Source organism: Actinoplanes sp. URMC 104, from assembly GCF_051386375.1.
In the GTDB taxonomy this organism is placed as follows: Bacteria; Actinomycetota; Actinomycetes; order Mycobacteriales; family Micromonosporaceae; genus Actinoplanes.
On sequence record NZ_JBPQTO010000011.1, the window covers coordinates 799799 to 821941 of the forward strand.

Here is a 22143-nt window from a genome sequence, read left to right on the forward strand (position 1 = left end):
CCTTCGCCGTGCCCTGGAGTGTTCCGTGACCGACCCGCGCAAGACCGCCTCGCCGCTGTTCGGCCGCGGCTCGTGGCCCGAGGCCAGCCGCATCGCCGAGATCCTGCGCGCGGAGACCACCGGCGGCCTGCTGCTGCTCGGCGCGGCGGTGCTCGCGCTGGTCTGGGCCAACTCCCCCTGGTCGGACGCCTATCGCGACCTCGCCGGCTGGACCGTCGGCCCGGCCGCGTGGCACCTCGACCTGACGCTGGGGGCGTGGGCGGCCGACGGGCTGCTGGCGATCTTCTTCTTCGTGGCGGGCCTCGAGCTCAAACGCGAGTTCGTCGCCGGCGACCTGCGCGACCCGAGGCGCGCCGCCCTGCCGGTGGCCGCCGCGGTGGGGGGTATGGCGGCGCCGGCGCTGATCTACGTGCTGGTGAACGTCGCGGCCGGCGACGGCGCGCCGCGCGGCTGGGCGATCCCGACCGCCACCGACATCGCCTTCGCGCTGGCCGTGCTCGGGGTCATCAGCACCAGCCTGCCGTCGGCGATGCGGACGTTCCTGCTCACGCTCGCAGTGGTCGACGACCTGCTCGCCATCACGATCATCGCGGTGTTCTACACCGAGAGCCTGCATCCCGTGCCGCTGCTGCTGGCCCTGGCGCCGCTGGCCCTGTTCGGCCTGCTCGTGCAGCGCCGGGTGCGCTCCTGGTGGCTTCTGCTGCCGCCGGCCGCACTCGCCTGGGGGCTGGTGCACGCGTCGGGCGTCCACGCGACCGTCGCGGGCGTGCTGCTCGCGTTCACCGTGCCGGTCGTCCGTCGCGCGCAGGGGCCGGGCCCGGGCCTGGCCGAGCACTTCGAGCACCGGTGGCGGCCGCTGTCCGCCGGCTTCGCCGTTCCGGTGTTCGCGTTCTTCTCGGCCGGGGTGACGCTGTCGGGCGGCCTCGGGGCGAGCCTGCGCGACGCCGTGACGATCGGGGTCGTCGCCGCTCTGGTGGCCGGCAAGGTCGCCGGGATCACGGGCGCGACCTGGCTGGTGCAGCGGTTCACCCGGGCCCGGCTGGCCGAGGGGCTCAGCTGGTGGGACGTGCTCGGGCTGGGCCTGCTGGGCGGCGTCGGCTTCACCGTGTCGCTGCTGATCGGCGAGCTCGCGTTCGGCGCCGGCAGCCCCCGCGACGAGCACGCCAAGCTCGGCATCCTGCTGGGTTCGCTGATCGCGGCGCTGCTGGCGACCGTGGTGCTGCGCATCCGCGACCGGCACTACCGCCGCCTCTGCGCCGAGGAGAGCCTCGACGCGGACGCCGACGGCATCCCCGACGTCTATCAGCGGGACGCCGCGCCGGGCGACCCGGCGTCCCGAGATGCGAGCTGATCGACGCCGACCTATGTTGCACCCAGGGGTACCACCTCACCTGGGAGAACAACGATGTTCAACCGATCGACGCGCGCGGCCGGGGCCGCGATGGTGCTGGCACTGGCGGCCGGCTGCGGCGGAGTGGGCTCGGCCGATCAGGACGGCGAGGCCGCCGCGACGCTGAGCATGATGGGCTTCGGCACCGGCGACGACATCGCCAAGACGCGGTTCGACCTGGCCAACAAGGCGATCGCGCCGAGCACGGCCAAGGCGGCGGAGGGCAGCTTCAGCGCCCAGCAGTTCCTGTCGGCGGTGGCGGCCAAGAGCCCGCCCGACCTGGTCTACATGGAGCGCCGGCTGCTCGGCACGTACGCCGCCAAGAAGGCGCTCGTGCCGCTGGACGACTGCGTGGCCGACCAGAAGATCGATCTGAGCCACTTCCGCGAGGCCGCCGTCAAGGAGGCCACCCTCAACGGCAAGCTGTACGGGCTGCCGGAGTTCTACAACAACCGCGTGTTGATGATCAGCAATGCGGCGTTCGCGGACGCGGGGCTCGACCCGGCCCGCTTCACCACCTCCGACTGGACGAGGCTGAAGTCCGACACCGCGAAGCTCGCCAAGGTCGGCGGCGGCCGCATCCAGCGGATCGGCTTCGACCCGAAGATCCCGGAGTTCCTGCCGCTGTGGGCGCGGGCCAACGGCGCCGCGCTGGTCAGCGACGACGGCCGGACCGCCAAGCTGACCGACCCCAAGGTCGTCGAGGCCCTCGAGTTCACGGTCGGGCTGGTGAACGCGCAGGGCGGCTGGGCCCGGTTCAAGTCGTTCCGGGACTCGTTCGACTTCTTCGGCGCCAAGAACCAGTTCGCGAGCAATCAGCTCGGCGCGTTCCCGATGGAGGACTTCTACCTCAACGTGCTGGCCGACAACTCGCCCGCCGTGAAGCTGACGGTCGCGCCGTTCACCGGCCGCGACTCCCGGCCGGTCGACTGGATCACCGGCAACGCCTGGGCCATCCCCGCCGGCAGCGCGCACGCGAAGCAGGCGTGCAAGTGGATCAAGGTGATGACCGACAGCGAGTCGTGGGTGGCCGCCGCGAAGGCGCGGGCCGCCGCACGGCAGGCGGCCGGCAAGCCGTTCACGGGCGTGTTCACGGGCAACAAGAAGGCGGACGAGGTCATCTTCCGGGACGTCGTGAAACCGAGCCCGGCCGTGCAGACCGTCCTGCGCACGCAGGAAAGCGGTTTCGCTGAACCCGCGCTCGCGGCGGGCGAGGAGTTCAAGGCCGCCTGGCAGGACGCGGTGAACCGGGTGCTCGAGGGCAGGCAGCAGCCCGCGCAGGCGCTGGCCCAGGCGCAGCAGCAGGCGCAGGCCGCGCTCGACAAGGCCAACAGCGGCACATGATCAAGCGGGAGACCCTGGCGGCGTACGGGTTCCTGTCGCCCTGGGTGATCGGATTCGTCGTGTTCATGGGCGGCCCCATGGTGGCCAGCCTGGTGCTGTCGTTCACCGACTACGACGTGCTGACCAGCACCGCGTTCGTCGGCGGCGACAACTACCGCGAGCTGCTCGCCGACCCCAAGGTGCGCACGAGCCTGGCCAACACGCTGTTCTACACGGTGCTGCACGTGCCGCTGACGATGGTGGTGGCGCTCGCGCTCGCCCAGCTGCTGGTGCGCGCCGGGCGACGGTCGGCCGGCTTCTTCCGTACGGTCTTCTACCTGCCCACGATCACGCCGAAGGTCGCGGTCGGCGTGCTGTTCCTGCTGCTGTTCAACGGGCAGGTCGGCATGATCAACGAGGTGCTGGGCCGGGTCGGGATCGACGGGCCGAACTGGACCACGGACGGCCCGTGGATCAAGCCCGGCCTGGTGCTGATGGGCGCGTGGAGCCTGGGCAGCACGGTCATCATCTATCTGGCGGCCCTGCAGAACGTGCCGCGCGACCTGTACGAGGCGGCCGAGATGGACGGCGCCTCGGCGTGGGCGCGGTTCCGGACCGTCACCGTGCCCATGATCAGCGGCGCGCTGTTCTTCACGCTGATCATCAACACGATCGCGGCGCTGCAGACCTTCGACGAGGTCTACACCGCGTTCTTCGGCAGCGCGAACCAGCAGACGTACGGCAACGACGCGGCGCTGTTCTACGTGATCTACCTGTTCCAGCAGGCCTTCCAGTTCCTGCACATGGGGTACGCGTCGGCGCTCGCCTGGCTGCTGTTCCTGATCATCCTGGTCGTCACGCTGGTGCAGATCCGGCTGAGCCGGCGGTTCGTCTACTACGAGAGCGAGTGAGCCATGACCGCTGTCGAGGCGCCGCAGGTAGCCGCGCCCACCCCTTCGCCGTCGTCGGCGCGGCGCCCGGCGCGCCGGCACCGCTGGGTGTTGTGGACCGTCCTGTCCGTCGCCGCCGTGATCTTCACCTACCCGTTCGCGTGGCTGGTGAGCGCGTCGCTCAAGCCGCGTCCGGAGGTCTTCGACAACGCGCTGATCCCGCGCCACTGGGCGCCCGGCAACTACGCCACCATCTGGTCGGCCGCGCCCGTGCTGACCTGGCTGGTCAACAGCGTCGTGGTGGCGCTGGCCGCGGCCACGGCGGTCACGATCTCCAGCGCGATCGTCGCCTTCGGGTTCGCGTACTTCCGCTTCCCCGGCCGCAATTTCTGGTTCGCGATGGTGCTGGGCACGATGATGCTGCCCGGCGCGGTCACGATGATCCCGACGTACCTGATCTGGAACGAGCTCGGCCTGGCGGCGACCCAGGTGCCGCTGTGGGCCACCAACCTGTTCGGCAGCGCGTTCTACATCTTCCTGATCCGGCAGTTCTTCCTCGGCCTGCCGCGCGAGCTGTTCGAGGCGGCCCGGGTCGACGGCGCCGGGTACTGGCGGCTGTTCTGGCGCATCGCGATGCCGCTGTGCCGGCCCGCGCTGATCGTCGCCTTCGTGTTCGAGCTGCGGGCGAGCTGGTCCGACCTGCTCAAGCCGCTGATCTACCTGCGCGACCCGCAGCTGTTCACGATGCCGCGCGGCATGAAGGCGATCCTCGACCAGTTCGGCCAGGCGGGCGAGTCCCGCTGGGAGGTCGTGCTGGCCGGCGCCGTCCTCACCACCGTGCCGATGATCGTGGCGTTCTTCCTGTGCCAGCGCTACTTCGTCGAGGGGGTGGCCACCCAGGCCCGCAAGGGCTGATCAGGCGTCGTCCGCGGCCGGGGGGCCGTTACGGGTGCAGCCCTCGCCGCAGTGCGGGCAGGAGGGATCGCAACCCTCCCACGGCCACATGTAGACCACCAGGTCGCCGGACTCGGCGGCCAGCTGTTTCGCCAGCTGCGCCCCGCGGCTCTTCCACTCGGCCCACTCCTCGTCGGTGGCCCGGGGCGCGTTCTGGATGGACCACAGGTCGGGGCCCTGCTGATGCCGGTCCTGCCAGCGCGACCACTCGTCGAGCGCGGCGGCGAGCTCGTCGCTGATGCCCAGGCTGCGCGGGCTCATGCCGCCGTGCACCTCGCGGGCCGGATGGCCGCCGCGCGCGGGCAGCATCCGCCAGGACCACACCGGGAAGGCGCCGTAGTCGGGGAACATGTCCAGCCGCCGGCCGGTGGCGGGACGGGACCGCGGGCAGTACACCGCGTGCAGGCGAGGATCGTCGGCCGGTTTCACCTGCGCGATCGTAGACGATGATCTTGTAGGCGCGCCGCGGGACGCCGGCGCAGGGAGGCCGGCGTCCGCGGGGCGGAGGTCAGTTGGTCCAGAAGACGTAGACCGCGCCGTACTTGACGGCCTTGGTAGCGCCGTCGGTGCAGGCGCCGGCCGGGGCGGTGCCGCCGGAGGTGAGCAGGCGGCTGATGTAGGTGGCCTTGCTCAGCACGCCGGTGCCGGTGCGCGAGTTCACCTCGAGCAGCAGCTCGGGGATCGTGCCGGCGCGGGGGCTCTCGGCCTTCTTGGTGGCAGTGACCAGCGAGCCGTCGCGGGTCGACTGCCAGCTCGGGCCCTTGAAGTGGTGCACGCGGCCGCCGGTGCCGATCAGCTGGGCCTCGGGGACCGACGCGCCGGTGAAGACGCCGCCGGTGCAGGTGTAGGTCTGGGTGCCGCTGGCGACGACGTACGCCCCGATCGGCTTGGCGCCCGCGGGCGGCTTGATCGCGGCGGGGATGCCCGGGATCGACACCGCGCGGGCGTCGGGCCCGACGGCGGCCGGCGCGATCGGGGCCTGCTCGGCGGCTGAGGCGTTGTAGGTCACGGCGCCGGCGGCGGCCACCACGGCCGCCATCCCCACCCCGGCGGCGGCGCGGACCCGGGAACGCTTCGTGTTGAGCATGAGGTCTCCTCGTCAGGGGGCGTGAGCGTCGCCCCGTCGACGCTGGACACGGACTACCGACGGGTAGGGATGTGGACCCTCGTCAATGCGACCCGTTCGTCCTTCGTGGATGGTCCGAACGGACGACCCTGCCTCGAAGCGGATCGAAACAGCCGGGATCCGCGGGCGGTCGGCGACAATGATCGGATGACTGACTTCGATCCGCGGGCGCTGCTCGCCGAGAGCCGCCTCGGCGTGCTGGCGACGATCAGGGCGAACGGCATGCCGCAGCTCTCCCCCGTCACTCCCTTCTACGACCGCGACGCCGAGCGCATCTACGTGTCGCTCACCAGCAGCCGGGCCAAGACCGCCAATCTGCGCCGCGACCCGCGGGCCGCGCTGGAGGTCACCCGCGCGGACGGGTGGGCGTGGGCGACCGCCGAGGGCGCCGTCGAGCTCATCGGGCCGGGCGCCGATCCGGACTCCCCCGAGGTCGACGCGCTGGTCGACTACTACCGCCGGGCCGCCGGCGAGCACCCCGACTGGCAGGAGTACCGCTCGGCCATGGTCTCCGACGGGCGCGTGCTGATGGTGCTCAAGGTCGAGCACGTGTACGGGCAGGCCCTGCGCTGACCCGCGGGGAGAGAAGACGGCCCGCGGCGCCAGGTGCCGCGGGCCGTCCGTCGTGGGGTCAGGACTTGAAGGCGTCCTTGACGTTCTCCACGGCCTGCTTGAGCTTCGAGCTGCTCTGGTCGGCGCGGCCCTCGGCCTCCAGACGCTCGTCGTCGGTGGCGCGGCCCACGCCCTCCTTGACCTTGCCGCCGAGCTCCTGCGCCTTGTTGTCGACCTTGTCGTCGAATGCCATGGCAGCCTCCACATCGTCGTGCCTACGTCGGTGCAGATACCCATCCGCCGCGAACCGCAATCCCGCGGCGCCGGGTCACGGCCGCAGGCGCCCGGCGGCGTCCGGCATCACCGGGTGGCGCAGGCCCGGGTGGTCCGCGGGCAGCGTGCGGCGGATGACCCACCAGCTCACGGCCAGGCAGGCGGCGACCAGCGGCCACGTCAGCGCGACGCGGGCCACGCCGAGCGCGACGACCTGCCCCGCGGCGTAGAGGGGCAGGAAGACGGCCAGCCGTACGACGTACTGCAGCACCCACACCCAGCTCGCCAGGCAGTAGGAGCGCAGCAGGGCGGGATCGCGCCGCCACCGGAACCGCTGCCCGAGCACTCCCCCGACCACCACGCCCAGCAGCGGCCACCGGATCACGATGCTGACCGCCCAGGCCAGCGCGCTCGCGGCGTTGCTCAGCAGCTGCAGCAGGAAGAAGTCCTCGGCGCGGCCGGTGCGCAGCGCGATCAGCGCCGCCACGCAGACGCCGAGCAGGCCGATCAGCACCGCGCGCGGCTTGTCGCCGTGGCGCAGCCGCCAGAGCGAGACGACGACCGCGCACGCGACCGCGACGCCGGCGCCGGCCCAGATCGACCGGCCACCGGCCAGCCAGCCGGCCACGAACCCGGCCGCCGGCAGGGTGGCGTCGATCGCGGCGCGCCGCCCGTTCAGCAGCGTGGACAGCGACTCCGGCTGCGTCATCCCCACCCCCTCGAGAGTTAGGAAAGCCTAACCGCAGCCGGGGCTCGGACTCACTCCAGGTGGAGGGTGTCTCGGCGCGGGCGGTTGCGCCCGCCGCCGGTTGCCGACCGGGGTGTCGGGTTCTACCATCGCGCCAACACCATCCATCGATGTCCTTCGAAGCGCCGACGCCACCGTCGAAGCGCTTCGACGGCATTCCGACCGAAGGAAGACCATGCGCAGACGCACTCTCGCGCTCTCCCTGACCGCCGCGGCGGTCGTCAGCTCCGGGGCGGCCGTCCTCACCGCCCCGCCGGCGTCGGCGGCCGCGGGCTGCCGGGTCGCGTACGCGGTCAGCAGCCAGTGGCCGGGCGGCTTCGGGGCCAACGTGACCATCACCAACCTGGGCGACCCGCTCAGCTCGTGGACCCTGGTCTGGACGTACGCCAACGGGCAGACCGTCACCCAGGCCTGGAACGCGAACCTGACCCAGAGCGGGTCGACGGTCACCGCCCGCAACGTCAGCTGGAACGGCTCGCTCGCCACCAACGGCACGGCGTCGTTCGGCTTCAACGGCTCGGCCACCGGCGCCACCAGCAACCCGGCCTCGTTCACGCTCAACGGCACGGCCTGCACCGGCGGGGTCACCCCGACCTCCCCCTCGACGACGCCCCCCACGAGCCCGACCACAACCCCGCCGCCCAGCACCGGCGGCGTCCCGGGCGACGCCGCCTGGGTCGACTCGGGGCAGTGGGCGTCGTGGACGAACAACGGCTACACGCTCTACAACAACATCTGGGGCTCGGGCGCCGGCTCGCAGACGATCTGGGCGCGCAGCGGCACGAACTGGGGCGTGGTCGCCGACCACCCGCGCACCAGCGGCGTGAAGTCGTACCCCAACACGGGCCGGACGCTGAACCGCACGCTCAGCTCGCTGTCCTCGGTGACCAGCTCGTTCAACGTCTCGGTGCCCGCGGACGGCGACTACTCCACCACGTACGACATCTGGGCGAACAACCACGCGTACGAGGTCATGATCTGGACCAACCAGCACGGCGCGGTGGGCCCGATCGCCGAGTCGTACGACGCCAACGGGGCCGTGCCCAACGTGCGCAACCTGTCCGTCGGCGGGCACACGTGGAACGTCTACCGCGGCTCCAACGGCGCCAACGCGGTGTTCTCGTTCATCCGCACCAACACCAGCTCCGGCACGATCGACCTGCTGGCGATCATGGACTGGCTGCGCACGAACGGCTGGTGGGGTGACGTGACGGTCGGCGAGCTGCAGTTCGGGTTCGAGATCTCCGGCACCGCCGGGCGGTCGACCTTCACGACCAACAGCTTCTCGCTGACCTACAGCTGAGGCTTGCGGAAGGCCGCTCCCGGGGGAACCTGGGAGCGGCGGACCCGCCGGGTTGCGTAGATCCAACGCGGCTGGGTAGAAGGCCTGACATGGATCAGGTGCGGCTGCCGTTCTCCCACAGCGCCGACATCACGGCCCTGCGGCACGCCGCCGAGGCCGCGCTGACCCAGTGGCAGGAACCCGAGCTCGCCGCCGACTCGATGATCGTGATCAGCGAGCTGGTCGGCAACGTCCTGCAGCACACCGACGACGGCGGCGAGCTGGCCTGCAGATGCGGGCCCGACTCGGTGCTGATCGAGGTGTTCGACGAGAGCAAGCACCTGCCCGACCCGCAGCGGCCGGACGCGCGCCGGATCGGCGGGCGGGGCCTGCTGCTGGTCGCCGCGATGAGCCGCGCGTGGGGCAGCCGTCCCGCCCCGCCCGGCAAGGTGGTGTGGGCCGAGGTTCCGCGTACGGTCTAGTGCTCCCGGCGCAGCACCAGCAGCGCGACGTCGTCGGTGCGCGGGCCCGCCTCCAGGTCGAGCATGATGCCGTTGCACACGGCCTCGGCGGGCTCCGGGCGGACGTGGCCGCTCAGCCGGTCGATGCCGACGTCGATCACCTCGTCGCGGCGTTCCACCAGGCCGTCGGTGTAGCAGACCAGCACCGAGCTCGGCGGCAGCGCCACGGTGGTCGCGTGCCGCCCGAGGTGGTGGGTCCCGATGCCCAGCGGCGGGTCGCGCGGCAGGTCGATCGCGGCCGCGGGCTCGCCGGGCCGCGCGAGCAGCGGCGGCAGGTGACCCGCCGACGAGATGCGGATCGAGGAACGGTCGGGCGCGACGATCGCGTACAGCGCGGTGGTGAGGTTCCCGGCCTCGAAGTGGCGGACCTTGCGGTCGAGCAGCGTGAGCACCTCGGCCGGGTCGTCGGCGATCAGGGCGTACGCCCGCAGCGCGCTGCGGATGCGGCCCATCACCACCGCGGAGGCCAGACCGTGGCCGGACACGTCGCCGATGACGATGCCCAGGCGGCCGCCGTCGAGGTGGAACACGTCGTACCAGTCGCCGCCGATGCCGAAGTCGTGGCCCGGGATGTAGCGGGCGGCCAGGTCGACGCCCGGGATGGTGGGCAGCCGCTCGGGCAGCAGGCTGCGCTGCACGGCCAGCGCGGCGGACTGGTCCAGGCGCCGCGAGCGGATCGCCCCGGCCACCCCGGCCCGGTCGGCGGCCAGCTGCAGCAGGTGCACGTCGTCGGCGGTGAACGGGCCCGGGGTCAGACGGCCGACGTGCAGCACGCCGACCAGGTCGCCGGCGGCGAAGACCGGAACCCCGAGCAGCGACCGTACGCCCTTGGCGAGCAGGATCGGGTTCACCACGTCGCCCGGGCCCACGTCGGTGAGCATCACCGGGCGCCGCGTCATCGCGACCCGCCCGGCGAACCCCCGGCCGACCGCGACGCGGAACCCCCGGCGCACCTCGTCCTCCAGCCCCTTGGCCGCGGTCGCCACCAGCTGCCCCGCGTGCTCGTCGAGCAGCAGGATCGCGGCCGTGTCGGCCCCGAGCAGGTCGCGGACCCGGTCGAGCAGCTCGTCGAGCAGGTCGGAGGCGTCGAGCCGGGACAGCGTCGCGTCGGTGACGGCCTCCATCCGGCTCAGCCGCTCGTCCTGGGTCACACCCGACAACTTACTGGCCGGTCCGGGGTCACCGCTGCAGGGCGACACCTGGCAGACGGCCTCGGCCGTCCGGAGGCCGCCGCCTCCTCGTGGCCGCCGGTGGGTGTTTCCCGCCGTCGATCTCGCCCGCCCCGGTGCCAGGTCGCCGGGCAACCGCCCGCCGACCCGCCCGGCGCGCCGCTCCGCCCCGGTGTTGCTCGCGCTCGGCGACCCCGCCTAACCACCCGTCCGAGGTACGCCCGCCCGGCCGCCCACCCGGCCGCTCGCTGTTCGCCGGTCGCCGTCACGACCGCCGGTTCGCGAGCTCTCCCTCGCTCCGCAGGATGCAGAACTCGTTGCCCTCCGGATCGGCCAGCACGACCCAGCCCGTGCCGTCCGGGTTGCGGAGATCGTCCACGACGGTCGCGCCGAGCCCGGTCAGCCTCGCCAGCTCCTCGTCGCGCGTGCCCTCGGCCGGACGCAGATCGAAATGAATCCTGTTCTTGCCCCGCTTGGGCTCCGGAACCTCGACGAACAGCAGCCGGTGCCGCCCGTCGGCCGACCGGATCAGGCATTCCTCGTGCCCCGGCTCGTTGGGGTCGTCCGGGTCCTCGCTGTAGTCCAGAACGGCTTGCCACCACCGCGACAGCCCATAGGCGTCGGCGCAGTCCACGGTGGTGTGCGACACGTAGGAGGTCATCGCTGCATGCTCTCAGACCCGCCGGGATCGCGCGGGCGCCACGAGCCGACCCGGCTCGGTCACTACTGATGCCCTGCCGGTCGCGGGCTGGGGGCTCGTGGAACAGTCCGCGGGCACGCTGCGTTCGACCCTCACCTTCCGTCAGCCGAAAAAGCCGCTGCCGTGGCTCCTGATCGGCACGGCGGCCGCCGTCCTCGTGATCGTGGCCGTCGTCATCAGCATCGGCGCCGCGTTCAGCAACGGAGGCAAGACCAACGAGCCGGCCAGGACAACGGCCGCCCCGGCCGACAAGCCGTCCGCGACGCCGATCCCCACCACGGCGAAGCCGGCTGCCGTCAAGGTCATCACGGCTCTTAACAATCCCGAGTTCGCGGCGCTGCTCAGGGCCGACAGCTGCGACGATGCGAACGAAAAGTTCGCGACCAGGCACGCGGGCCAGACGATCACCTTCGACGGCTCGATCGTGGACATGGCCGCGCACGGTGACTACGACACTCGCTTCGATCTGCTGCTGGGCCCGGACGACAAGGGACCGGAGACGACGGCCGGGCCGGCGTTCAAGTACGAGGACGTCGGGATCCTCGATCTGAACCTGACCGGTGCGGGCATCCCCGCCGCCGTGGGGGAAGGTGACAAGTTCCGCTTCGTCGCCAAGGTGGGCGAGTTCGACCCGGTGCAGTGCGTCTTTCTCCTCGACCCGGTCTCGACGGCGGTCCGGTAGGCGCGACGCTGCGGAGCGGCCCTCGACGGCGGCGAGGCTACGCTCGGGGCATGCGTCTGGCCCACGTCACCGACCTGCACATGGGGGCGGAGGACGCGGCGGTGGTGGCGGGGCTGCGGGCCGACCTGGTCGCGGTCGGGCCGGATCGGATCCTGGTCAGCGGGGACCTCACGATGCGGGCGCGCGGCGAGCAGTTCCGGGCGGCCCGGGCGCTGCTGGAGTCGACCGGGCGGCCCTGGACGTGTGTGCCGGGCAACCACGACCTGCCGCTGGATCGGCCGCGGCGGGCGTTCGGGGCGTTGCGGGCCTATCGGGACGTGATCGACCGGGAGCCGGAGCCGGTGGTGCGCGACGACGGGTTGCTGCTGCTCGGGCTGAGCACGGCCCGGCCGTACCTCTGGAAGGGGGGTCTGGTCGACGACGCGCAGCTCGCGCGGATCGGCACCGCGTTCGGACCGAGGGCGCGGCTCAAGGTGCTGATGCTGCACCATCCGGTGTTCCGCTCGGCGCAGCGGCCGCAGGAGACGCTGGTGCACGGGCACGAGCGTGCGCTGCGGGCGGCGGCGGAGGCGGGCGTCGACGTGATCCTGTGCGGGCACGACCACGTGGCGGCGCAGGCGGAGCTGCCGGGGCGGGTGATCGGGGTGATGAGCGGGACGGCGTGCTCGCGGCGGCTGCGCGCCGGGGAGAGCCAGTCGTACACCGTGCTCGACCTCGACGGCGACGGGCTGCGGCTGAGCGTGCGGCACTGGGACGGTGGCGGCTTCGTGCCCGGCGACGCCACCGAGTGGCGCCGGTCAGCCGGGGGTTGGCAGCGGCGGCAGCCCTGAGGCGATGCGCACCAGCGCGCTGAGGTCGCTGCGGGTGAGCGCGGCGCCGCGGCGGCTCGGACGAACCGTCCGCGGAACCCGCACGCGGAGCGCTCCCGGCAGCGAGGCGAAGCGCAGCGGCGGGGTCAGCAGCAGCGCCTCGCCGTCCAGCCCGACCGGCACGTCTGCCGCCGAGCGCACCTCGAACTCGCGGGTCGTCCACTCCCCCACCGGCCGCGCGCCGCGGGCCGCGACGACGCCCAGCCGGCCCGTGTCGAGGCGGGGACGGCCGCCGGCCCGCCCGGCGCGGGACAGGTCGTACGGGTTGTTGGAGACGAGCACGAGGGTGACGCCGGTGTGGCGGCGGCCGTCGGCGCCGTCGAACTCCAGGTCGAGCGCCCGTGCGCCGGGGCCGAGCAGGTCCGGCAGCAGCCGGCCCCAGGTGCGGATCTTCGCCTTGCGGTAGCCCTTGTCCTGCACCACCTCGGCGTACACGCCCAGCGAGGCGTTGTTGACGAACACCCGGCCGTTGACCGAGCCGAGGTCGACCACCCGCTCGACGCCGTCGGTGAACGCGTCGAGCGCGGCCGTCACGTCGTCCCGGTCGAGGCCCAGGTCCAGCGCGAAGTGGTTGCGGGTTCCGGCCGGGACGCAGACGTACGCCACCCCGTGCCGGTTCGCCGTGGCCGCCACCAGCGCCTGCGACCCGTCCCCGCCGGCCATGCCGAGCACGTCCGCGCCGTCGCGTGCGGCCTGCTCCGCCAGCTCCGCCAGGTCGTCGCCCGGCCGCAGCGTGACCGTCCTGATGCCGCGCGCGGCGGCCGCGGCGGCCAGCCCGGCGCGTTCGGCGGCGCCGTCGCCCGACCTGGGGTTGATGAACAGCACCGGCTCCCGGGCGGCCGGGGCCGGGCGGGCGCCGGTGACCAGCGCGCCGCCGTCCGGGCCCAGCGCGTACCGGCCGGCCACCGCGAACACCGTGAGCATGGCGGCCTGCATGAGGAACAGCGACAGGCTCAGCATCACCACGGCGAGGGCGCCGAGCGCGGCGGCCAGCACGGCGAGCCACCGCAGCGGGCCGCGGCGGGTCAGCGCGTACCAGACCGCCGCGGTGACCAGCGTCGCGGACACCAGGAACACGACCATGCTGTCGAAGTGCAGCACGGTGGTCTCGAGGGCGGCGGCGACGGCCAGCACCGGCGCCGCGAGCGCCACGACGGCGGCGCCGCGCTGACCGGTGGCCGGCGCCGGGGTCGTCACCGTGGCGGGCTCGGCAGGCCCGGAACCGAGGGCAGGCCGGGCGTGGCGGGCCCGGTCGGCGGCGGCTGGGCGGTGCGGCCGTTGCTCACCTGGATGACCACGACGCCGTTCTTGACCGTACGCCGGCTCGGCTCGGTGCCCGCCGCGGTGCCCGCGGGACAGGTGGAGTCGACCTCCTGCGTGCTGACCACGACGAAGAAGCCCGCGTTCTCGAGCCGGTTGCGCGCGCGGCTGAGCGAGTCGCACTCCACGTTCGGGATGCGCCGCTGGTCGCCGTACACCAGCTTGCGGTTCTCCGGCCGTTTGAACTGGACCTCCGGCCTGCCCTCCATGTAGTCGGCGAGGGTCCGGTACACGGCGGGGTTGACCTGGTCGTGCCGCAGCCGGTCCCGGTGCGCCTGGTAGTCGGGGTTGACCAGGTAGCCGGCCACGACCAGCGAGGTCGTGCCCGCGATCAGCGAGGCCGTGCGGTCCTTGTCGGTGGTGCCGGTCTTGCCGAACACGGGGTGGCCGACCACGCCGCGCACCTGCCGGGCGGTGGCGCCGCCGCAGCTGCCCAGCCGGGACCGGTCGCCCACCGGGCACCGCGCCGCGTCGAGCGCCGCGCGGGCCACGTCCACCGAGGTCGCCCGCTCGCAGTGCGGCTTGCCGATGTCGAGCTTCTCGTTGTCGCGGGTGGTGATCTGCTCGATCGGGGTCGGGTCGCAGTACATGCCGTCGGCAGCCAGGGTGGCGTACGCGTTGGCCATGTCCAGCGGCGTGGTCGCCGAGACGCCCAGCGTGAACGCGCCCCACTGCTGCGCCGAGCCGGGCGCCGCCAGCTTGGCGTCCTCCGGGTCGCGGAACTTGATGCCGAACCGCTTGGCGACCCCCACCACGTTCTCGGCGCCGACGCGTTCCTCGAGCGGCACGAAGTACGTGTTGATCGACCGGCCGAACCCGGTCCACATGTTGTAGACGCCCTCGCCGCCGCCACCGGAGTTCTGCGGGCACCAGAAGTGCGTGCCCGGGCAGGCGGAGTCGTTGCTGCGCTCGATGATGTAGCCCGACCGGTAGAACTTCTCCGCCTTGATCGTGTACTGCAGCGGGTAGCCCTTCTCCAGCGCCGCGATCAGCGTGAAGATCTTCATGACCGAGCCGGCCTGGTAGCCGGTGATGTCGCCGCCGCCGGTGAGCAGCGGGTTGACCGTGTTCGGATAGGACGCCTTGACCCCCTGGCGCCGCTTCGCCGGGTCCGAGGAGAGCGGGTTCCTGGAGTTGTCGAGCTTGTACTTGCGGTTGGTCACCAGGAACCTGACCTTGCCGGTGCCGGGCTCCACCCCGGACAGCAGCAGCGCGTTCTTGTTCTTCTCCTTGATCAGGTCGGCGACCCGCTCACGGGCGTCGGCCGTCGCCTTCAGGTCGATGGTCGTACGGATCCGGTAGCCGCCGCTCTTGAGCCGGCGCTCACGGTCGAACGTGGTGGCGCCGAACTCGGGCCGGTCCATCCACCAGCGGTAGAAGTAGTCGCAGAAGAAGCCCCAGGTGTTGTTCGAGACCGACACGCAGCCGTTGCCGATCTGCTGCACCTTGCGCGGGATGGGCTCCTTCTTCGCCTTCTCGGCCTGCGCCTGCGTGATCGCTCCCATCTCCACCATGCCGGGGATCACGTACGCGTTGCGGCGCTGGCGGATCTCGTCGTAGCCGGTCTTGGTGGTGGGGTCGTAGAACGACGGGGCCCGCACGATCGCGGCGAGCATCGCGGCCTGGCCGATCGTGAGGTCCTTGGGCCGCTTGTTGAAGTACACCTTGCTGGCGGCGTAGATGCCGTACGTCTGCTTGCCGAACGGCGCCATGTTCAGATAGCGCTCGAGGATCTGCTCCTTCGAGTTCTTCTTCTCCACCTGCATCGCGTACTTGATCTCGGTGATCTTGCGCTTGTTGGTGTCCTCGGTGGCGTCGACGACCTCCTGCGGGCTGGTCGCCGAGTAGGCCAGCGACATCCGCACCCACTGCATGGTGATCGTCGAGGCGCCCTGCTTGGCGTCCGACTTGCCGCTGTTGTTGACCACGGCCCGGGCGACGCCCTTGAGGTCGACGCCGTTGTGCTTGTAGAAGTCCCGGTCCTCGGCCGCGACCATCGCGTCGCGCATGGGCTTGGAGATGTCCTTGAGCGGTACGTCGCTGCGGAACTCGTCGTAGAACTGCGCGAGCAGCGTCTTGTTGTCCGACGCGTACACCCGCGTGATCTCCGGCGCGCTGAAGGCCTTGAGCTCGCTGGGCAGGCTCGCGAACGCGTCCCCGCCCGCCTTCGCCGTGAGCCCCGACATCGCCGCCACCGGGAACGCCGCCGCGGCCACCACGACGCCCGCCACCGCGCCGCAGAGCAGCAGCGTGAACACGTTGAAGAAGATGTTGTGATCGCCCCTGCGAACCCAGGATCCCACCGAACCACCATCCCGCGCGTCGACGGAAGCGAGCGCCGTCAATTCCACCTCGTCGTGTCAAGAGGCAGTGCAACCCGAATCCGCCCGCACCGTCAAGACCGAACCCCCGGACGTACGCCTGCCACCCTCCCGATCGGACGCCCTGTCCGTCCCCCCGTCATTGCCGTTTCGCGGCATTCACGTCGGGGCGGGGGCCAGGACGGAGCCCCGGCTACAGGCGACGGAAGTAGCGGCGCGTCGCCCAGTCGGCCAGGTCTACGCCCAGGGTGCGGGCGGCGGTGTCCGCCGTACGGAAGTGGATGCCCAGCCAGATGCGGGCGTCGACGACGTCGGCGCGCAGGACGGCTCCGCTGTGGTAGTGGCGGGTGGCGCCGGGCACGGCCGTGGAGGTCAGGGTGAGGTCGAGCCGGGGGCCGAGGATGCGTTCGAGCGCGCGGGAGAAGGCGGCGATCACGGCGTTGTAGCCGCCCACGTAGTCGGGATAGTTGGGCGTGGCCAGCAGCGGCGTCCACGCCGGATCGGGTCTCGTGGCGGGGTTGCCGTCGGTGCCGGCCTCGCGGATGGCGGTGACCGGGCGCCAGTAGGCGTAGCGCAGCTTGGAACGCCAGGTGGCGATGACGGCGTCGGCCACGGTCATGTCGGCGGCGGCGAAGAGGCGGGCCGAGTCGACGATGTCGAGGTTGCGGGCGGCGGCCTGGGCGCGCAGGGCGGCGTTGACCTGGACGACGCCGTTGCCGGAGTAGAACAGCGCGGTGGCCGTCTGGCCGGGGGTGCGGGCCGTGGAGGTGGCCGAGCCCAGCGCCTTCACCTCGGCGAAGTCGCGGGTGTAGCGCCTGGAGGTCAGGGCCGGCGGCTCGGGCGGGTCGAACTGGGCGGCGCTGCGGGCCAGCAGCGGCGTGACACCGCCGAGCCACGGGACGGCCATCGGCAGGCCGGCGGGCGGGGTGGGCCGCCACACGCCGGGCGCGGGCGTCCGGGTGTACTGCACGTTCGCGTTGCGGCCGTCGGAGGCGCGCTGGGCGATGAGGTCGCGCGCGACGCGGACACCGTACGAGACCCCGGCGTTCTTGGCCGCGCCGTCGGGCACGTCGGCCAGCGAGTCCTTCAGGGAGGCGTCGAGGGCCTGCTTCGCGTACGGGGAATAGGTCTCCAGGATCTTGTGACCGGCCGCAGCCGCGGCGGCGGTGGCCGACGCGCCGCGCGGGGCGTCACCGTGCCGGCGGTAGGGCGCGTAGCGGGGGTGCACGCCGACCACGGCGTCGTACATCGCGGCGTGGACGAAGCCCAGGTAGAGGAAGCTCTCGGTGGGGACCTTGCCGGGGTCGCCCTGCAGGGTCGTGGTGGCGACGGCGTTCCAGTCGGAGATGACCGACGCGGTCTCGACGGGTGCTGCCTGCGCGGTCCCGGCGAGCACCGGCACCAGGCTGACAGCGGTTGCGGCAGCGGCGGCGCGGCGCCCGAGAGCAGTCATGACCACGACGCTTCACCCCTGCGGTGGAGCGGCGCTTCCCCCGTACGGCCGGAGCAAGTGGCAGATCTACGACCGGACGGTGGTGATGTCGTCGAGACCCGCGATCGTCAGCACGGGCGCGATCAGGTCGTTGGAGACCAGCCGCAGCTGGTCGACGTGCGGGAACAGCGCGGCCAGCCCGGCGCTGTCGATGTACTGCACGCCGGTGAGGTCGACGACGAAGCCGGCGCCCTCGGCGTCCCGGCCGGCGCCGGTGAGCGCGGTCGAGAAGGTGGCGGCGTTGCTCATGTCGATCTCGCCGACGGCGGTGAGCACGACGGCGCCGTCGGATCGGCGTCCGGGCGTGAGGGTCAGCGGAGTGCTCATTCGGCAATCCTCGCAAGCAGGCCGACGGTCGTTCCGGCGGCACCGGTCGTCACGGTGACCTCCGACACGAGCGCCCGCATCAGGGTGAACCCGCGCCCGCGGTGCGGGTTCTCGGCCGGCCGCGGCGCCTTCCAGCGGCCGCTGTCGGTGATGGTCAGGAGCAGGTCGTCGGCGGTGGCGGCGGCCCGCAGGCGGATCAGGCCGCCGGGCAGGTGCCGGTGGCCGTGCTCGATGGCGTTCGCGCAGGCCTCGCCGGCCGCGACCAGCACGTTCTGCGCGGTGGTGGCGTCGACGCCGCAGCGGGCGAGCCAGCCGCGCAGCGTCGAGCGCACCGTGGCCAGCCGGGTGGCGTCGGCCGGGAAGTCCAGCTCGAGCGGCCCGGGGTGCCGGTAGAGCAGCAGCGCCACGTCGTCGTCGTAGCCCGCCTCGGGCGCCATGCTGTCCATCACGAGCGACGCGAGCTCCTCCAGCGCGGTGGACCGGCCCTCCTGCACCGCGGCGGCGACCTTGCCGATGCCCGCGGTCAGCGGCTGCCGGCGGCGTTCGACCAGCCCGTCGGTGTAGAGCAGCAGGGTGGCGCGCACCGGGACGGTGTAGTGCGCCTCGGGCCGCTCGCCCGCCGACCGTACGCCCAGGGGCCGGGAGCGGCCCTGGTCGAGCAGGACGGTGGTGCCGTCGGCGTGGGTCACGATCGCGGGCGGGTGACCGGCGCTGGCGTACGTCAGCTCGCCGCTCGCCGGGTCGAGCACGCCGCAGAAGACGGTCGCGCACATGGCGCCCGCGAGCTGGACGGCGAAGCGGTCGAGCGCGGTCAGCGTCTGCGCGGGGTCGGTGTTCTGCAGCAGCAGGGCGCGGCAGGCGCTGCGCAGCTGCCCCATCACGGTGGCCGCCTCGAGGCCGTGCCCGACGCAGTCGCCGACGACGATCCCGATGCGCCCGTCGGCCAGCCGGACGGTGTCGTACCAGTCGCCGCCCACCTTGAGCGGGCGGGTCGCCGGCTCGTAGCGGACGGCGAAGCCGTTGGGCAGCTGCGCCGGGCCGAGGATGGCCCGCTGCAGCGCCAGCGCCGTCTCGCGCTGCTGGTCGATCTGGTGAATGCGGTGCAGGCCCTGGCCGAGGTGGCCGGCGAGCAGGGCGAGCAGGGTCCGGTCCTGCTCGGTGAACGGCCGGTTCTCGCGCAGCTCGACCCGCAGGACCATGGTGCCGCCGGGGTGCTCGAGGGCGATGCCGGCGTCGCCGGGCTGCTCGGCGACCGGGGTGAGCAGCGGCCGGTCGCGCAGGGCGAGCAGCGCCGCGCGGCGCTGCTCGGACAGGTTCTCCCAGCGTTCCCCGGGCTCGGTGGTGGTCAGCGCGGGTGTGCCGGAGGCGCCGAAGACGGCCGCGCAGACGTGCGTGGCCTGCCACAGCTCGCGCAGGTCGGGCAGCACGCTGTCCAGGGCGCCGGGCACGCTCTCCGCCTCGGACAGCCGCACGCTCAGGACCGCGAGGGCGCTCTCGCGCTGCACGGCGTAGTGCTCGGCGGTGACGTCGCGGAACGTGCCGACGATGACGCGGCGGCCGGTGTCCGGGTCCTCGACCTGGTTGAACGACGCCGCGACCCACAACCGGTGCCCGTCGCGGTGCCGGACGGGGATCGTGTACGTGCCCCGGCTGCGCTCGATGAGCAGCGCGAACGCGTCGGCCACGAGCTGGAAGCCCTCGGGGTCGTCGGCCTGTTCGGGCCACCACGGGTGCACCGGGGCGTACGGCAGACCCTCGGGGCCGTACCCGAGGATGTCGGTGAACGTCGAGTTGATCTCGATGACGGCGCCGTCGGCGTCGCAGACGAAGAACGCCTCCTGCAGCGAGTCGATCAGCGCCGTGCGCCACCGGGCGTGGTGGTTGCGCAACCGGGCCAGCTCCACGTTGGCCCGCACGCGGGCGAGCAGCTCGGCCGACGAGAACGGCTTGACCAGGTAGTCGTCGGCGCCCGACTCGAGGCCCTCGATCGAGGCCTCCTGCCCGGCGCGCGCCGAGAGCAGCAGCACCGGCGTGCCGGCCGTGCGCGGATCGGCGCGCAGGGCCGCCACCAGCTGCAGGCCGTCGAGGCGCGGCATCATGACGTCGCTGACGATCAGGTCGGGGTTGCGCCGCCGGGCCGCCTCGAGCGCCGCCTGCCCGTCGGGCACGGCCTGCACGCGGTGGCCGGCCGAGCGCAGCAGCCGGGTCAGGTAGTCGCGCATGTCGGCGTTGTCGTCGGCGACCAGCACGGTGGCCGGCGCCAGGGCCGCCGGCGCCGTCTCGGGCGCCGCCTCGGGGGTGCCGGGCAGCCAGCGCAGGGCCTCCTGCACGTACGGGTCGGCGCCCGAGGTGACCGCGGCGGTGCTGCTCGGGGCGGTCACGGCGTCGGCCGGCAGGTGCCGCGTGCCGAACGGCAGCCGTACGGTGAAGGTCGTCCCCCGGCCCACCGCGCTCTCCGCCGAGATCGTGCCGCCGTGCAGCTCGACCAGCTCCTTGACCAGCGCCAGCCCGATGCCGCTGCCCTCGTTGGAGCGCGAGCGGGCGTTCTCGATGCGGTGGAAGCGCTCGAACAGCCGCGGCATCTCCTCGGCGGGCACCCCGATGCCGGTGTCGGCCACGGTCACCACGGCCGCGTCGCGGTCCGCCCGCACCGAGACCCGCACGCCCCCGCCGAAGGTGAACTTCAGCGCGTTGCTGAGCAGGTTGAGGACGACCTTCTCCCACATGCCGCGGTCGAGGTACACCGGCTCGGCCAGCGGCGGGCAGTCCACCTCGAGCGCCAGCCCGGCCCGTTCGAAGGCCGAGCGGAACACGCTGGCCAGCTCGGTCGTGGCGTTGGACAGGTCGACCGGCTCGTAGCGGGCCTGCATCCGGCCGGCCTCGATACGCGAGAAGTCGAGCAGCGCGTTGACCAGCTTGCCCAGCCGCAGGGCGTTGCGGTGGATCACGTCGAGCTCGGCGCGGATCTCGTCGCGGCCGACGTCGGGCCGGGTGCGCAGGTCCTCGACCGGCCCCATGATCAGCGTCAGCGGGGTGCGGAACTCGTGGCTGATGTTGGAGAAGAACGCGGTCTTGGCCCGGTCGAGCTCGGCCAGCTCCTCGGCGCGCCGCTGCTGCGCCTCGTAGCTGCGGGCGCTCGCGATGCCGGCGGCGACGTGCCCGGCGGCCAGCTCGATGAAGCCGCGGTAGCCGTCGTCGAGGGTGCGGTAGCGGTTGAGGCCGGCCACCATGAACCCGTACGGCGTGCCGCCCTGCTGCAGCAGCGGCACGAGCAGGGCCTCGACGGGCGGTTCGCTCCAGTCGCCGGTGGGCAGCCCGCCGTCGAGCGCGACGACCACGGACTCGCCCCGCGCGGCGTCCTCGACGGGCCACCTGCCCGGGCGGGCCGCGGGGTGGTCGGCGGTGATGCCGGTGGCTGCGGCCAGCCGTACGCCCCCGGGCTCGAACAGGTAGGTCAGCGTGAACGGCAGGTCGCGCCCGTTGCGGCCCAGCTGCGCCGCCGAGAACGAGAGCGTCTGCTCCTCGGTGCGCACCACGCTGGGGTCGGAGCCGAGGTCGCGCAGCGTCGCCATCCGCCGCTCGCCGATGACCCGCTGGGTCTCCTCGCTGACCACGCACAGCATGCCGACCAGCGCGCCGTCGTCGTCGCGCAGCGGGCTGTAGGAGAAGGTGTGGTACGTCTCCTCGGGGTAGCCGGAGCGCTCGAGGAACAGCAGCAGCGCCTCGTCCCAGGTGGCCTCGCCGGTGGCGAGCACGGTCTCGATGCGCGGTCCGATGTCGGGCCAGATCTCGGCCCACACCTCGCCGGCCGGCCGCCCGAGCGCCCACGGGTACTTGTTGCGCAGCGTGTCGCGGCGGTAGGCGTCGTTGCAGAAGAACGTCAGCCGCGGGCCCCACGCCATCCACATGGGGAAACGCGAGGACAGCAGGATGCTGACCGCGGTACGCAGGCTCTGCGGCCACCCCTCGGGCGCGCCCAGCGGCGTCTCGCCCCAGGCCACCGCGGCGAGGTCCCGCCCGACGTCGCTGCCACCGGCGAACACGTCCGCGCCGGTGGCCGTCTCCTCGCCGCCCATCCCGCGTGCTCTCCCCCGCTCCCTGCGCGCCTCGCGATGGAGGATACGCAACCCGGACCGCCGGAGCGTCCTGGCGGTCGGGTGGCCCAATACCCAGGGAGCGAATCGTTAAAGCTGCAAAGATCTTC

At 72.7% G+C, this 22143-nt stretch carries 20 protein-coding genes; 9 read left to right on the top strand and 11 right to left on the bottom strand.

Annotated features, from left to right (window positions below; translation table 11 throughout):
• Positions 1 to 25: 25 nt before the first annotated feature.
• From nhaA to ACSNN8_RS29590, 4 genes are read left to right on the top strand one after another with little or no spacing between them, the layout of a single operon-like run.
• Positions 26 to 1351 carry a Na+/H+ antiporter NhaA gene (gene nhaA, locus ACSNN8_RS29575; RefSeq protein ID WP_436653149.1) on the top strand — a complete coding sequence of 442 codons (1326 nt, stop codon included), beginning with the start codon at positions 26 to 28 and terminating at the stop codon, positions 1349 to 1351.
• 54 nt (positions 1352 to 1405) lie between these two features.
• Positions 1406 to 2734 (top strand): ABC transporter substrate-binding protein, encoded by a 1329-nt coding sequence (locus ACSNN8_RS29580; RefSeq protein WP_436653150.1) that lies wholly within the window; start codon positions 1406 to 1408, stop codon positions 2732 to 2734.
• Positions 2731 to 3624: a carbohydrate ABC transporter permease gene (locus ACSNN8_RS29585; protein ID WP_436653151.1), complete on the top strand. Its 894-nt coding sequence runs from the start codon at positions 2731 to 2733 to the stop codon at positions 3622 to 3624. Before ACSNN8_RS29580 ends, ACSNN8_RS29585 begins: the two co-directional genes overlap by 4 nt.
• Positions 3625 to 3627: 3 nt before the next feature.
• Positions 3628 to 4518 (top strand): carbohydrate ABC transporter permease, encoded by an 891-nt coding sequence (locus ACSNN8_RS29590; RefSeq protein WP_436653153.1) that lies wholly within the window; start codon positions 3628 to 3630, stop codon positions 4516 to 4518.
• Here the strand turns inward: ACSNN8_RS29590 and ACSNN8_RS29595 are convergent, their stop codons facing one another.
• On the bottom strand, positions 4519 to 4986 hold the full coding sequence (locus tag ACSNN8_RS29595; protein WP_436653154.1) for a hypothetical protein: 468 nt from the start codon (positions 4984 to 4986) through the stop codon (positions 4519 to 4521).
• A gap of 79 nt (positions 4987 to 5065) precedes the next feature.
• Entirely contained in the window at positions 5066 to 5644 is a 579-nt protein-coding gene (locus ACSNN8_RS29600) for a DUF3455 domain-containing protein (RefSeq protein WP_436653155.1), read from the bottom strand.
• Positions 5645 to 5830: 186 nt separating this feature from the next.
• Here ACSNN8_RS29600 and ACSNN8_RS29605 point away from each other — a divergent pair, with 186 nt between their 5' ends.
• The gene (locus tag ACSNN8_RS29605; RefSeq protein ID WP_436653156.1) at positions 5831 to 6256 is read left to right on the top strand and encodes a PPOX class F420-dependent oxidoreductase; all 426 of its coding nucleotides are present in this window, start codon (positions 5831 to 5833) and stop codon (positions 6254 to 6256) included.
• Positions 6257 to 6314: 58 nt separating this feature from the next.
• Here the strand turns inward: ACSNN8_RS29605 and ACSNN8_RS29610 are convergent, their stop codons facing one another.
• Entirely contained in the window at positions 6315 to 6488 is a 174-nt protein-coding gene (locus ACSNN8_RS29610) for a CsbD family protein (RefSeq protein WP_436653158.1), read from the bottom strand.
• 75 nt (positions 6489 to 6563) lie between these two features.
• A complete protein-coding gene (locus tag ACSNN8_RS29615) occupies positions 6564 to 7217 on the bottom strand; it encodes a DUF3159 domain-containing protein (RefSeq protein ID WP_436653160.1) in 654 nt (217 codons plus the stop codon).
• Between the two features lie 214 nt (positions 7218 to 7431).
• Here ACSNN8_RS29615 and ACSNN8_RS29620 point away from each other — a divergent pair, with 214 nt between their 5' ends.
• Positions 7432 to 8559 (top strand): cellulose binding domain-containing protein, encoded by a 1128-nt coding sequence (locus ACSNN8_RS29620; RefSeq protein WP_436653162.1) that lies wholly within the window; start codon positions 7432 to 7434, stop codon positions 8557 to 8559.
• Positions 8560 to 8648: 89 nt separating this feature from the next.
• Positions 8649 to 9020 (top strand): ATP-binding protein, encoded by a 372-nt coding sequence (locus ACSNN8_RS29625; protein WP_436653163.1) that lies wholly within the window; start codon positions 8649 to 8651, stop codon positions 9018 to 9020.
• On the opposite strand, the gene ACSNN8_RS29630 is transcribed toward ACSNN8_RS29625, so the two are convergent.
• Both ACSNN8_RS29630 and ACSNN8_RS29635 read right to left on the bottom strand, forming a co-directional pair.
• Positions 9017 to 10210 (bottom strand): PP2C family protein-serine/threonine phosphatase, encoded by a 1194-nt coding sequence (locus ACSNN8_RS29630; protein WP_436653165.1) that lies wholly within the window; start codon positions 10208 to 10210, stop codon positions 9017 to 9019. The genes ACSNN8_RS29625 and ACSNN8_RS29630 overlap by 4 nt on opposite strands.
• 283 nt (positions 10211 to 10493) lie before the next feature.
• A complete protein-coding gene (locus tag ACSNN8_RS29635; protein WP_436653166.1) occupies positions 10494 to 10889 on the bottom strand; it encodes a VOC family protein in 396 nt (131 codons plus the stop codon).
• A 97-nt stretch (positions 10890 to 10986) separates the two neighbouring features.
• On the opposite strand from ACSNN8_RS29635, the gene ACSNN8_RS29640 reads away from it, so the two are divergent.
• Together ACSNN8_RS29640 and ACSNN8_RS29645 are read left to right on the top strand one after the other, a co-directional pair.
• On the top strand, positions 10987 to 11610 hold the full coding sequence (locus tag ACSNN8_RS29640) for a DUF4839 domain-containing protein (protein ID WP_436653168.1): 624 nt from the start codon (positions 10987 to 10989) through the stop codon (positions 11608 to 11610).
• 50 nt (positions 11611 to 11660) lie between these two features.
• Positions 11661 to 12440 (top strand): metallophosphoesterase family protein, encoded by a 780-nt coding sequence (locus ACSNN8_RS29645; protein ID WP_436653170.1) that lies wholly within the window; start codon positions 11661 to 11663, stop codon positions 12438 to 12440.
• Here the strand turns inward: ACSNN8_RS29645 and ACSNN8_RS29650 are convergent.
• From ACSNN8_RS29650 to ACSNN8_RS29670, 5 genes are all read right to left on the bottom strand, one after another.
• Positions 12408 to 13676 carry a diacylglycerol/lipid kinase family protein gene (locus tag ACSNN8_RS29650; protein WP_436653171.1) on the bottom strand — a complete coding sequence of 423 codons (1269 nt, stop codon included), beginning with the start codon at positions 13674 to 13676 and terminating at the stop codon, positions 12408 to 12410. The two genes, ACSNN8_RS29645 and ACSNN8_RS29650, sit on opposite strands and share 33 nt — an antisense overlap.
• Complete coding sequence (locus tag ACSNN8_RS29655) at positions 13673 to 16102, bottom strand: penicillin-binding protein (protein ID WP_436653173.1); 2430 nt, start codon at positions 16100 to 16102, stop codon at positions 13673 to 13675. Before ACSNN8_RS29655 ends, ACSNN8_RS29650 begins: the two co-directional genes overlap by 4 nt.
• Before the next feature lie 211 nt (positions 16103 to 16313).
• The gene (locus tag ACSNN8_RS29660; RefSeq protein ID WP_436653174.1) at positions 16314 to 17573 is read right to left on the bottom strand and encodes a vanadium-dependent haloperoxidase; all 1260 of its coding nucleotides are present in this window, start codon (positions 17571 to 17573) and stop codon (positions 16314 to 16316) included.
• Between the two features lie 66 nt (positions 17574 to 17639).
• Positions 17640 to 17939 carry an STAS domain-containing protein gene (locus tag ACSNN8_RS29665; RefSeq protein ID WP_436653175.1) on the bottom strand — a complete coding sequence of 100 codons (300 nt, stop codon included), beginning with the start codon at positions 17937 to 17939 and terminating at the stop codon, positions 17640 to 17642.
• A complete protein-coding gene (locus ACSNN8_RS29670) occupies positions 17936 to 22015 on the bottom strand; it encodes a SpoIIE family protein phosphatase (RefSeq protein WP_436653177.1) in 4080 nt (1359 codons plus the stop codon). The genes ACSNN8_RS29665 and ACSNN8_RS29670 overlap by 4 nt, the downstream gene beginning before the upstream one ends.
• Positions 22016 to 22143 lie beyond the last annotated feature (128 nt).

What these genes read in the sequence shown, in the direction of transcription:
- ACSNN8_RS29580 (WP_436653150.1), top strand. Translation starts at nt 1,406, where the DNA reads ATGTTCAACCGATCGACGCGCGCGGCCGGGGCCGCGATGGTGCTGGCA.
- ACSNN8_RS29585 (WP_436653151.1), top strand. Translation starts at nt 2,731, where the DNA reads ATGATCAAGCGGGAGACCCTGGCGGCGTACGGGTTCCTGTCGCCCTGG.
- ACSNN8_RS29590 (WP_436653153.1), top strand. Translation starts at nt 3,628, where the DNA reads ATGACCGCTGTCGAGGCGCCGCAGGTAGCCGCGCCCACCCCTTCGCCG.
- ACSNN8_RS29600 (WP_436653155.1), bottom strand. Translation starts at nt 5,644, where the DNA reads ATGCTCAACACGAAGCGTTCCCGGGTCCGCGCCGCCGCCGGGGTGGGG.
- ACSNN8_RS29605 (WP_436653156.1), top strand. Translation starts at nt 5,831, where the DNA reads ATGACTGACTTCGATCCGCGGGCGCTGCTCGCCGAGAGCCGCCTCGGC.
- ACSNN8_RS29610 (WP_436653158.1), bottom strand. Translation starts at nt 6,488, where the DNA reads ATGGCATTCGACGACAAGGTCGACAACAAGGCGCAGGAGCTCGGCGGC.
- ACSNN8_RS29615 (WP_436653160.1), bottom strand. Translation starts at nt 7,217, where the DNA reads ATGACGCAGCCGGAGTCGCTGTCCACGCTGCTGAACGGGCGGCGCGCC.
- ACSNN8_RS29620 (WP_436653162.1), top strand. Translation starts at nt 7,432, where the DNA reads ATGCGCAGACGCACTCTCGCGCTCTCCCTGACCGCCGCGGCGGTCGTC.
- ACSNN8_RS29625 (WP_436653163.1), top strand. Translation starts at nt 8,649, where the DNA reads ATGGATCAGGTGCGGCTGCCGTTCTCCCACAGCGCCGACATCACGGCC.
- ACSNN8_RS29635 (WP_436653166.1), bottom strand. Translation starts at nt 10,889, where the DNA reads ATGACCTCCTACGTGTCGCACACCACCGTGGACTGCGCCGACGCCTAT.
- ACSNN8_RS29645 (WP_436653170.1), top strand. Translation starts at nt 11,661, where the DNA reads ATGCGTCTGGCCCACGTCACCGACCTGCACATGGGGGCGGAGGACGCG.
- ACSNN8_RS29660 (WP_436653174.1), bottom strand. Translation starts at nt 17,573, where the DNA reads ATGACTGCTCTCGGGCGCCGCGCCGCCGCTGCCGCAACCGCTGTCAGC.
- ACSNN8_RS29665 (WP_436653175.1), bottom strand. Translation starts at nt 17,939, where the DNA reads ATGAGCACTCCGCTGACCCTCACGCCCGGACGCCGATCCGACGGCGCC.
- ACSNN8_RS29670 (WP_436653177.1), bottom strand. Translation starts at nt 22,015, where the DNA reads ATGGGCGGCGAGGAGACGGCCACCGGCGCGGACGTGTTCGCCGGTGGC.